4 protein-coding genes and 1 rRNA gene are annotated in these 12,494 nt (G+C 63.2%); 4 read left to right on the top strand and 1 reads right to left on the bottom strand.

Annotated elements, in window-relative coordinates; genetic code table 11:
• The first annotated feature begins 213 nt into the window (after positions 1 to 213).
• Both rrf and BBIA_RS02435 read left to right on the top strand, forming a co-directional pair.
• Positions 214 to 330, top strand: a 5S ribosomal RNA gene (gene rrf, locus BBIA_RS02440).
• Between the two features lie 776 nt (positions 331 to 1,106).
• Positions 1,107 to 3,254, top strand: coding sequence for a glycoside hydrolase family 127 protein (locus BBIA_RS02435; RefSeq protein ID WP_033493030.1), 2,148 nt, complete (start codon positions 1,107 to 1,109; stop codon positions 3,252 to 3,254).
• Positions 3,255 to 3,384: 130 nt separating this feature from the next.
• Here BBIA_RS02435 and BBIA_RS14760 read toward each other — a convergent pair whose 3' ends face one another.
• The gene (locus BBIA_RS14760; protein WP_238548405.1) at positions 3,385 to 4,167 is read right to left on the bottom strand and encodes a hypothetical protein; all 783 of its coding nucleotides are present in this window, start codon (positions 4,165 to 4,167) and stop codon (positions 3,385 to 3,387) included.
• A 78-nt stretch (positions 4,168 to 4,245) separates the two neighbouring features.
• Between BBIA_RS14760 and BBIA_RS02430 the strand changes: the two genes are divergently transcribed.
• Both BBIA_RS02430 and BBIA_RS02425 read left to right on the top strand, forming a co-directional pair.
• Entirely contained in the window at positions 4,246 to 8,031 is a 3,786-nt protein-coding gene (locus tag BBIA_RS02430; RefSeq protein WP_238548404.1) for a PD-(D/E)XK nuclease family protein, read from the top strand.
• A gap of 14 nt (positions 8,032 to 8,045) precedes the next feature.
• Positions 8,046 to 12,344 (top strand): ATP-dependent helicase, encoded by a 4,299-nt coding sequence (locus tag BBIA_RS02425; protein WP_033493095.1) that lies wholly within the window; start codon positions 8,046 to 8,048, stop codon positions 12,342 to 12,344.
• Positions 12,345 to 12,494 lie beyond the last annotated feature (150 nt).

Raw genomic sequence — 12,494 nt, 5'->3', positions numbered from 1 at the left:
TGACCGGTACTAACAGGGAACAGCAACCAACTATGCACACTCGTATGAGTGTGACACGCATCGATACCATGCAAGATCTTGTGAGGTGACAAGGAATACTCACGATCACACGATCAACACCATACGAAAAACACTCGCGTTCACTCTCCGGTTCCCAAACCATCACGAATACCGGTTAAACGAGCATGCTTGTTTAACTGTTAATTAAAGATTTGCGGCGGTCATGGCCCAGGTGAGACGCCCGGCTCCATTCCGAACCCGGAAGCTAAGGCCTGGCACGGCAATGGTACTGCACCCGACAGAGTGTGGGAGAGTAGCACACCGCCGCATCAACACATATGAATGGCCCCGGTCGAGCACAATGCTCCCGAGGCCATTACCATACCCACACCAAAAAAGCATTATTCACGCGATGGAAAACCACCAGCTTCTGCCATACCGTGACCGTGATTCCAGTCACATGATGACAAAAACCGTCTAAACACCATCGCGTGACCTTCATTCCGCTCATCAGGCGAGCATAGAGCGGAAAGACACGAGCTTTTGCCATCCCGTGAGTATGACCTCAGTCACGAGATGAGAAATATGCGTTACATGCCATCACGTGACCTGCAAACCAGCCGGCTACCGGTCACGGGATGGCAAACCATGAGACACCACCATCCCGTGAACCATGAACCCATCACACGATGGAAAATATGCGTCAGATACCATCACATGACCCGCATGCGTATTACGACACTTTGCGTGACATTGCCGAGAACAGGGTGGAGATACTGGGACCGATGTCACGCAAATCAGCTTTATAGCGTGACATTATGGCTAGCAGACCGGCCATACCGGGGTCGATGTCATGCTAAAGGAGCCAAAACCGAATGGTTCCATACATTCCATGCAAGTGGATCCTTTCCTGACGTGAATGAATCGAGTAAACGAGTGGGCGTCTTTATGTAAAACGTTTATTTTCCGAGGAAAGACGTCAGGCGATCAAACAAAACCGGTTTCTCCACTTGAGCAACGAAAAATCCACCTGGTATCCCGCACCCAGAGCCGTAGAGTAGTCATGTCATCGCAAACAATCGGTTCGCAACATCAAGGGAGATACCATGACCCAGTACAGCAAACCGCTGCCGCTGAAAAACGTCACCGTCACCGATCCGTTCTGGCACACCGAGCAGGAGCTGGTGCGCACGGCCGTGATCCCGTTCCAGTGGAACGCGCTCAACGACAACGTGCCCGGCGCCGCGCCCAGCTACTGCATGCACAACTTCAAGGCCGCCGCTGCCCAGAACGCCCGCAAGGAGGGCGAAGGCAAGAAGTTTGTGCCGCCGGCTTACACCTACCGCGGTTTCGAATCCAAGCCCGACGATCCGGCCCACCCGGATCCGGACAAGTTCTACGGCTTCGTGTTCCAGGACACCGACTTCTCGAAGTGGATCGAAGCGGTCGGCTACAGCCTGACCCAGCATCCCGACGCGGAACTCGAGAAGACCGCGGACGCTGCGATCGATATCGTGTGCGCCGCGCAGCTCGACAACGGTTACCTCGACACGTACTACATCCTTAACGGCATGGACCGTGCCTTCCACAACCTGCGTTGGCACCACGAACTGTACTGCCTCGGTCACCTGATCGAAGGCGCCATCGCCTACTACGAGGGCACAGGCAAGGACAAGCTGCTCAAGGCCGCGGAGCGCTTCGCCGACTACGTGGGCGAGGTGTTCGGCCCGAACCCGGACCAGCTCAAAGGCTATCCGGGCCACGAAATCGCCGAAATGGCGCTCGCCCGTCTCTCCAGCCTGACCGGCGAGAAGAAGTACCTCGACCTCGCCAAGTTCTTCATCGACGAGCGCGGCACCGAACCTAACTACTTCCGCTACGAGGGCGAACGCGACAAGAAGGACGGCTACTCCGACACCGACTGGACGTTCGACTACCCGTACGCACAGGCGCACAAGCCGGTGCGCGAGCAGGACGAGGCGGTCGGCCACGCGGTGCGTGCCGGCTACCTGTACTCGGGCATGGCCGCCGTGGCGAAGCTGTCCGACGATCCGACGCTGGTCAAGGCGTGCGAGACGCTGTGGCGCAATATCGTCGACAAGAAGCTGTACATCACCGGCGGCATCGGCGGCACGGTGCACGGCGAGGCGTTCTCGTACAACTACGATCTGCCGAACGATTCCGCGTACTCGGAGTCGTGCGCGGCGATCTCGCTCGCGTTCTTCGCCCGCCGCATGCTCGAGATCGCGCCGAAGGCCGAGTATGCGGACGTGATGGAACTGGCCTTGTACAACACGACGCTGGCCGGCATGGCGCTCGATGGTAAGAGCTTCTTCTACGTCAACCCGCTCGAGGTGTATCCGGAGGCGTGTCATAAGGATAATCGTGTCTGGCATGTCAAGCCGGTGCGTCAGAAGTGGTTCGGCTGCGCGTGCTGCCCGCCGAACATCGCGCGTATCGTCGAGTCGGTGCAGGAGTACGCGTACACGGTGGCGGACGATGCGTCCACGCTGTACACGCACTTGTACATGGGCGGCGTGGCGAAGGCGACGCTGAACGGTGCGGAGGTGACGTTGGACGTGGCCGCGAACCTGCCGTGGCGGGGCGACGGCACGGTCGCGGTGCGACTGGACGCGCCGGCTGAGTTCACGCTCGCGTTCCGTCTGCCGGGCTGGGCCGGCGATGATCCGGCGGTCGCGATCAAGGCGTCCGGCGAGCGGGATGGTCGCGTGACGCGCGAGGTGCGTGACGGCTACGTGTACCTGTCGGGTGAGTGGCGTGATGGTGATGAGATTGCGTTTGATTTCCCGATGCCGGTGCGTATGCTGGCCGCGAATCCGATGGTGCGTGAGGATGTGGGTAAGGTCGCGTTCGTGCGCGGCCCGATCACGTTCTGCGCCGAAGAGAAGGACAATGGCGCGAATCTGCACCTGCTGCACGCGGACGTGGCCGCCATCCTGAACGATCTGGCGTCCGTCAAGGCGGTGCCGTTTGCATTCCATGCGGGTGCCAAGGGCATCGATGAACAGGGACAGGGCGAGGTCGACCAGGTGACCCGTGACATGGTCAAGCTTGAGGTGCCCGCGTGGCGCGAGCCGGTTCCGGCCGGCGCGAGTGCGGAATCCCCGGCGTTCGCCCCGCTGTACGCGCCGTATACGCCCGCAAAGCGCGAGCCGGTCACCGCCACGCTCATCCCGTACTTCGCGTGGGCCAACCGCGGCGAAAACGAAATGACCGTCTTCCTCAACGACTGAACATGCGTCCGATCTGCTGTGTCCGTTCATGGGCACAGGTGACGGACGATGGTTGAGCCGACATACGGCTTCGCACGGCCGCCGACACGTGATATCTGCACGTGTCGGCGGCCGTGCACGTTGTCTGAACTCACTGGCCGTAATTGGCCCGCGGAGTCATGCTGCGACACGCCGACGTGCGGTTTGTCCGGTTAAGGAAGGCAAAGGCGGACGGCGCACCTGCCGACGCCAGCGGTCGAGGGGAGCGAACATGACGGGAACACGGCGCGACAAGACGACGGGCAGGCCGGACTCTAGGGTGGAGCCCATGAACGGGAACATGACGACAGCGCCACGATACAAACTGATTGACCTGCCGATCGACCACGGTTTCAGCCATGCCGATTCCGATAGCGATAACACGGGCACAGGCGCAAAGGCCGTAGTAGTCACGCCGGAAGATGCGATGAACGCCGTGATACGAGGCAAAACTCCCGTGCTGTTGGTCGCAGGACCGCCGTGCGGCGGTAAAACCGCGTTCGCGCTCGACGCCTTGCGATGCGGCATCGGCGAATTCGGCGGAGAAGCGGCGCAGATGGCCGTATCCGGCAGGCAGAACGCCGATCACTTGACCAATCAGATCATTCGTCAGACCGGAGCCATGTCGCAGGCCAGACCGGTCACCACGCTGCCTGCCATCGCTTTCCGGCTGATCGCCGCAGTGCGTTCCCGACTTGGCTTGCCCCGGCCGAAACTGCTGAACGGCGCTGAGCAGGACGCACTGCTGCGTGGTGTCGTCGATGCGCATGTCAGACATGTACGCGCCGGCGAACCATGTGCGACATGCGCGTTGTTGCGCGAATACTTCGCTGTGGACGATTGGTCCGGCGTCATGACCGGAGACGACGGCGTCGAACAGGGGATGCCTGATCATGCGGGAGGAGACGGGACAAGCTTTACGCGAGGCGTCAACGACGAATTCGTCAGACAGTTGCGAGACATGCTTTCCCGTATGAACGAACTCGGTGCGTCCGCATCCAACGAGGCCGCGCTGCTCGGAACGTTGTCCGCCTGGTCTCCGCGTACGGAACGCCTGCACGTCCAATGGCGGCTGGCCTTCGCTCTGCGAGACGAATACGCGGCCGCGATACGCGACTCGTATCCGGGCGAATTCCGCCTCGACTCGTCGCTTCTGCTCGTGGAAGGCATCAACGCGGCGCACGACGCCGACCCGTCGGAGCTCCCGAGATTGGTCGTCATCGACGACTGCCAGGATCTTACGCTCGCCGGGCTCGCATTCCTCGAAGCCCTGCATGCCAGGGGGACGCGCCTCGTGCTGACGGGCAATCCGGACGAATCCGTGCAGGCGTTCCGCGGCTCCCACCCCGAATATCTGTTCGCGCAATTGCGAGAACGCTTGCATGCGGCCATGCTGCGCGTCCAACCGGATCGGCCGAGCCAAGACGCGGCCGGCGGAACCGAGACGACCGAATGCGGAACCAATGCCGTTGGTGGTAAGCGCGCCCGGATGGATCGTGCCGGCGATCGGAACGGACATGCAGCCGATCATCCAACCGGCCACACGTACCGTGACCTTGTGGCGTCCCGCATTTCGCTGTCGATCAGCTCACCGCAAGAGGAACCGTTGCCGCTGCCGATGCGCCCGGGCAAACTTCCGCAATTGCCTAGCAGTCTGCCGATCACAGTCGTCTCCGATACGAACCTGGCATCGGACGGCAGTTTCGGCGCGGCCCTGTACCGCAGCACGACCGACGAAACTGAAGATGTCGTGTGGCAGATCAAAACCGCGCATCTTGCCGACCATCGCAACTGGAACGACATGGCCATCATCGCGCACGACAACGCCACCGTGCGACGGTTGGGCGAACGTCTGCGGCGCGACGGCGTGCCCGTGCGCTATTCGTCCGTCACCCGGCCGCTCAAGGACGAACCGTTCGTGCAAGGATTGTTCGCACTGCTCGAACTGGCACGCCTGCGTGACACGACTCCGGACCAGCTGGGCATGAGCCTGTCGGCCGCGGCCGTGTACGTGCGTTCCCGCGTAGCCATGATTATGAACTGCCCGCTGATCAGCGTGGGCGGCGGCAACGATCATGAGGGGTATCCGGCGAAACTATCCGTCGCGGAATCCGCGATGGGCGCGCTCGCCGCATTGGCCGGCGTGCTGTCGGAACACGGCGACACGCGACAGGCCGACGAAGGCGATGCCGTTGATGACGGGGATCCGGCGAATGTCGTCGCAGCTGACGCGCCTGCTGCCGACGATGAGGACGCTGATGCTGATGGTACGGAACGGTCGCTGTCCGGACTGATCCGCAAGTGGAACGTTCTGCGCGACACGGTGCGTCAGGCCCGATCCGCTAACGGGATCGATACGGACGATAGTCTTGTGGACGCCGAATCCGCGGCCGGAGACGACATGCCGTTCGGCATGGAGGCCCTGTACCTGATGCTTGAATTTTCGGACACGGACGCCGTGATCAATGCCGTGCGATCGGTCTGCGGCAAGGGCCCCCATGCTACCGCGTTTGCGCGCGTGTGGACGCTGATCGGCACCGTGACTGCCGGCCTGCACGACCTTGCATCATACGAGCCCCAGCACGCGCTGGCCTTGGCCTGGGACGCCTGTGGCGTGGCGCGGCGTTGGCAGCGAGAGGCGCTCAACAACACCGATGCTGGGCGCGCCGCCAACGATCGCCTTGACACGGCGATGCGCTTGTTTGACTATGCCTCCGGATCGGCAGCGGCCAAAACCCTCGCCGGATTCATCGAACAGGTGCGCGAAATGCGCATCGAAGCCGATTCGCTGGCAAAAATCGCTCCCATCGATCAAGCCGTCACGCTGACCACCCCGGCCGGATCGGCCGGACTGCACTGGCCGTTGGTCTGGATCCCCGCCATGCAGCAGGGCGTATGGCCGAACCTCGCCGCGCGCAACACGATGTTCGGCGGCGAGGACCTTGCCGACGTCATGCTCACCGGCGCGCTCGCGGATGACGTGCCAGGTCATGGGGGAGACCCGCAGTTGGCGACCGTGTTGGCCGGCGAGCAGAAGAGCCTGCTCGTCGCGCTCACCCGTGCCGAAGAACACGCGGCGATAAGCGCCGTCTCCAACGACGACCTCAGCCCGTCGGACTTTCTGTACGCATACCTGCCGGAACGATTCGACCGCACAACCCAGCAGACGCGGCTGCCGTACACGGATGTCGGACAAGGCGACCCATACTCCGGACTCGACGCGACGCCGCGCGGACTCGTCACTGCTGCACGCGTGACGCTCGCCGTCGAACCGGAGGATTCCCCCGCAAACGACGATGCGATCGCCGCGCTGCGGCTGCTCGCCGATAACGGCATAGCCGAGGCGCAGCCGGAACGCTGGCCTTTCGTCGCGGACCAGATCGCGGCAATGCGAGGGCGGCCCACCAGTGCGGTCGACTCCCCGGTCACGGCGACCTGCTGCGATATCAAGGCAGGGAACGCAGAGCGTCCGGAACCTCATCACGCCACCACGACGCCGGCTTCCGGCAATGATGGGAACGGAACCGCCCGGCATGCGGACGGTCCCGAAATCGTGACGGTCACGTTGTCGCCGTCCGCAGTGGACGGCATCTGGGCCTGTCCCGTGTGCTGGTTGATGGAAAACCGTTTCGCAGGCCCCCGCGCCGGCAATACGTCGACCTCGTTCGGATCTCTTGTCCACGAGGTGGCCCGGCAGGCCAGCGACAACGGGCTTGACTTGCCGGACACATATGCCGACCTTTCCGCCGACGCGCGCATCGAACGGATGCGGGACGACATGATGGACCTCTACCGGGCGTTGCAATCCGATCCGGCCGTCATCGCGCGGCCCGAAGACCGCTACGATGCCGCGCGCAAGGACGCGACCGCAGAAGCCGTGTTCGGCAGGATCGCCGACTATTTCGTCTCGTCGAACAGCGGCGCCTACCCGGCCGGCAACGTCAAGAACTTCGCCGTCGGAACGCTGACATCGGCGGAATGCGAACGATCGTTCGCTGCACTGTTCGACCTTGCGGACATTGCGGCCGCTTACAACGCGATGAACGACGCGGATCCAATCGGACCGGATGAACTGGCCTCCATCATGGGCGCGTTGGTCGGCGGCTGGCCCGAGGCGATGCGCGAAGGACTTACCGTGCGACTGACCGGGCGCATGGACCGGATGGAGCATCGCATGCTGCCGGACGGCGAGGAACGGGTACGGCTCATCGACTATAAAACCGGAGCCGTGCCGTCCACCCAGGCCGTGTTCAACGACCTGCAGTTGGTGTGTTACCAGCTGGGACTTGCGTTCCCCGAAGGCGGGCCTCGAGGTGCGGCGGCGCTGCAAGCCATGCCCGACATCGCGCAAAGCTGCCTGTTCCACGTCTCCGCCAACAATGCGCCCGCCCAAAGCTACGGGGCGGAGAGCCTGTACCAGCCGGCACTGTTCGCCGCCGGGCGTCTCAACGACACGACATACACGCCGCGCTACTTCTACAAAGACATGGCGAAACTCGCGGACGTGCCGGAACTGCCATTGGATCCGCCAAGCGGCGTAAGCGCCCGCGTATGGGAACGGTTCCTCTCCCTGCGCGGCACTCAAGCGATCTGGGCGTTGACCATGATCGCCCGTGTCTTCTATGCCGCGGCCGCCAGCCGCAGCGAACGTCTCATCGTTCATCCGCAGGCCGCGCACGTTCGATTCTGCCGGCTGAAGTCGGCTTGTCCGGCATGTGCGGGACGTATCGACACCATTTTTGAAACGAGGCAGGCATGAACGACAAGGCAGGCATGAACACGGTCACCTTCACCGACAGTCCCGAACAGGCCGAAGTGATCGGCGCTCCAGCCGAAGCCGACGTGCTCGTCGTCGCGGGCGCGGGCAGCGGTAAAACCTACACGATGACCCGGCGCATCATCAGCCTTATCGAACGAGGCGTCTCCCCGGAACGCATTCTGGGCCTCACGTTCACGCGCAAGGCCGCCAGCGAGCTCCTGAACCGCGTTTCGGCGGCCGTGACGGGCGACAGGAGCTCAGACGGTCGCCGGATGTTCCTCAAACCGGAAGTGTCCACCTACGACGCGTTCTTCCAGTCGATCGTGCGCCAGTACGGTCTGCTCGTCGGATTCGACCAGAACACGCAGCCATTGAGCGAGGCCGGCGCGATCCAGCTCGCATCCACCGTGGTCGGCAGGCACACTGATCTGCTGCTCGCCGACGACTACGGATCGTTCAACGCCGTGGTCGGCAAGGTGCTCGACCTGTCGCATGCGATCGGCAACGCAATGATCGGAGGCGACACTGCAACCGTGGACAAGGCGATCGGCCGCATTCGCGCATGGGATGAGGCCTTTGTCCGACGTCTCGACAAGGCGATCGGCGATGATCCGGTGCCGGAAGCGGAACCGAAGCCGAAAGCGCCGCGCCGCGCCAAAAAGGACACCGATGCTCAGTATGCGGCCAAACGCGACGCATACCGCGCCGAACTGCATGATCTGTGCGTATGGCGGTGCGCCGCGCTGCGCGACACCGCGAAACGCCGAGACGTGCTGCTCACGCTCGTTGAAGAATACGAGCAGGAGAAGCGACGCCAGAATATGGCGGAATTCAGCGATTTCACCGTCGCTGCATACCAGCTTGTATCCCGGTTCCCGTCGATCGGCGAACGATACCGCCGGCGGTACACGCATGTGTTGCTCGACGAATACCAGGACACGTCCACCACGCAGGCCATGCTGCTCGCCGCGCTGTTCCATCCCGAAACCGGCGAGCGGTCCTCGGTGAACGCGGTAGGCGACCCCTTCCAGTCGATCTACGCATGGCGAGGCGCCAGCCCCGGCGCGTTTCGCATGTTCCAGCATGATTTCGGAATGGGGAAGGACGCCCGGCCCCATCCGCTCAGCGTGACCCGGCGCAATTCGCGAGTCGTGCTCGAGGCTGCTAACAACTTGACCGCGCCGTTGCGCGTTGCGCCAAGACGCGCCGGCAGTTCGCTCATGCGCGAAGTGGACGTCGATCCGCTTGCCGCAATGGACGATGCGCCTGTAGGTACGATTGGCGTACTCGGCCTGACCACGTTCGGACAGGAAATCGACGCGGTGGCGAGGTTTGCGAAAGCGGCAATCGCCCGATACCGGCATGATCCACGGACGGACGGTGGCGCGTCTGGGACGGTCCCGGCTGACGATGCTGACGGTGACGCGGACCACAACCGGAATGCGGACGACAGCTCGCAAACCGATGTCGCAGACACTTCGGACGGCAAATCCGCGGACACCGAATCGGCGACTGCCGGTTCCCCGGACGGTAAGCCGCACGTGGCGGTGCTGTTCCGTGCCAAAACCCATATGGCGGAATTCGCGCAGGGACTCGAACGCGCCGGACTGACCACGCTGGTCGTCGGCTATTCGGCATTGCTGGAACGGCCCGACGTACGCGACCTACTTGCTCTGCTCCATGCCGTCGCCGACCATACCGACACGAATGCGCTGATGCGACTGCTCGCCACACCCCGATACGGTCTGTCCGCGGATGGACTCACCGCATTGGCGCGACTGGCGGAGCGACTGGACACCCAGGCACGGTATCGGGCGCTTGTCGAAGCGGGGCTGGTCGATACGGAACTGGTCGATGCGGCAGGTTCGGAATCGGATGACGAAAGCCTGACGGACGCATCGGTTTCGCCGGATGCTGCGGAGGTCGTGCGCGAATACCGCGATCGCGTGCCGCACGCCGTATTCCTCGCGGATCTGCTGGAACGCAAGGATTTGGCCCGACTCGTCGCCGCAGAGTCAAGCCTTGACGAACAGGCGCGGTCAACAATCGTGCGGGCCGGCGCCGCCTTGCGCACTGTGCAGGCCGCCGTGAATCATCCGCTTGCGGAAGTGATCGAAACCGCGGTGCGTGCACTGGAGCTCGACATCGACATGATCGTCGCCCAAGCCGTCGCGCATCCGGACCGGGCCGTGGACCCGTCTGCGGCCCGGTCCGGCGTGGACGCGATCATCTCGCTCGTGGACACGTTCACGCGTGAAATCGTGGAAGGAAGCACTCCCACCCTGCGAGGATTCATGGCATGGACGGACTCGCTCGCCTCCGTCGAGGAGGAAAACGCCGCCACTCCCGACACCCCCGCCGACGTGGTGCTCATGACCATCCACCAGTCCAAAGGACTTGAATGGGATGCGGTAGCCGTGGCCGGCATGGCCGCCGGCACATTCCCAAGCAGCAAGGGACGGCTGCACATCGCCGCCGACGAAAACCACGCCGGCGGCATGAACGAAGGCTCATGGACGCCGCCCGAATACCAGGCCACAGTGGCAACATGGCTCGACGATTCGGCGGCCGTGCCCGTGCCGGTGCGCGTCGACTCTGGCATTCTGCCGCGCTTCCCGCACGACGCCGAACCCGGCGGCGACCCGCAGGACGCGCTGGACATGCTCGACGACGTCGAAGTCATCGACGACGAAATCTACGGCGACCTGCGCGGCAAGAACATCGACGACATGGACACGGTGGATCCGGACGGCTGGTATCTGACTCAATCCGAGGAATACGGGCGTCGACTGCTTGCCGACGAACGCCGGCTCGCCTACGTGGCGCTCACCCGCGCCCGACACGACGCGTTGCTCACCTACAGCCGGTACCCGAGCGCAGACCGCGACCCGCGATCGACTCTGGATCGGCCCGGCCGCAAGCCCAACGAGGCTAAACCGTCGGTATTCTGGTCCGAAGTACGGGACTCGCTGTGCCATCATGCCGATCTGGTGATGGCCAACGGCAAGGAACAGAACAACAGCGAAGCCGCAGCGGATACGACCGATACGGTTGATATGCCTGATACGCCCGCATCGGTTTCAAACAAACACGCGGCGTCCGCATCGCAGGATCGAAAAGCACCGGCGAACGTCGCCTCACCGGTCATGCCGTCGCTTGACGACATCGAAGCGACCCGCCCGGACGGTTTTTTCGTCGGCGAGCACGCCGCCGACTATGAGCGGCTGGTGGTCGAAGCCGCGTGGGCCGCGCCGCTCGAACCGCACGACGAGAATGCGACACTGCCATGGCCGGCGGCATTGTCCAAGAATGTGGTCGACCGACTGATCCGCGCGGTTGTAATGCACGGAGATCCGTCCGGCGATGCCCCCGCCGCTGGCAACATGCCGGATCGGGATTCGCTGGTTGGCAGGGCGAGCATGCTCACCGCAGACCCGGATCTTATGCCGCGCGAATTCGACGACGCCAAACAGCTCGACGAATACGTGCGCACGCAGGCCCTGCGCGTACTCGGCAACAGTCGCCAATCCGTCACCTCGCTGCAGGCCCGGGCTGGACAGCTCAGCGAAAGCGAACGCCGTCAGGTGTGGAGAGGCATCGTCCGGCCGATTCCCAAGGTCGCCTCGCCTTTGGCGGAGGCGGGAACGCTGTTCCACTCGTGGGCCGAACGGTTCGTGAACGCGTGGGGAGAAGACTCGATCGACGGCGCAATCGACGACGCTGTCCTCGGATCGTCCGCGGACACCGTCGACGATCCGACATTCGGTACGGCGCCGGTCACGGTCTCTCGCGAAACGATGATTGACGACCTCGCCAAACGAGAACAGGACATCCGGCAACGCGAGGCATCCGGCGACGCGGTACCCGCCAAGGAACGCGATCTTGCCGTCTGGCAGCGCCGACTCGTCGAATCTCGATGGGCCGAACGACGCCCGGCATGGGCCGAACGGCAGATCGTCGCGGCCATTCCGAGCATCGGCGATGCGATCGTCAACGGCAAACTCGACGCCGTGTTCCACGGCGGACTCGACGAGACGGATCAGTGCAAACGGTACACCATCGTCGACTGGAAAACCGGATACCGGCCAGTCAAACCCAAGGACATCGAACGCAAGCTCGTGCAACTCGACTGGTACCGGCTATTGCTGTCGATCATCGAACGCGTGCCGCTCGAATGCATCGACGCGACACTGTACTACCTGCGCGAGGAGGACGAGGCGAAACGCGAACTGCCGGCGCTCGACAAAACCGAAACGCAGATCCTCGCCGAACTACGCGACGGCGGCGTGCCCGACCAATCCGACAACGACTGACTGGGGCGGGCGTTCTGCGATGCGGACACGACGCCGCGTGTTCCGGTCGATGCCGGCCGGCGTGACGATACGATGGGTCAGGAAACGATAGAACCGTCGCCCATACATCACGCGGCCGTCAGCCCCCGTTGATGCACGGGCATACGCAAG

This window comes from Bifidobacterium biavatii DSM 23969 (assembly GCF_000741165.1).
Taxonomy (GTDB): Bacteria; Actinomycetota; Actinomycetes; order Actinomycetales; family Bifidobacteriaceae; genus Bifidobacterium; species Bifidobacterium biavatii.
This window is presented reverse-complemented; position numbering and strand designations above follow the sequence as displayed.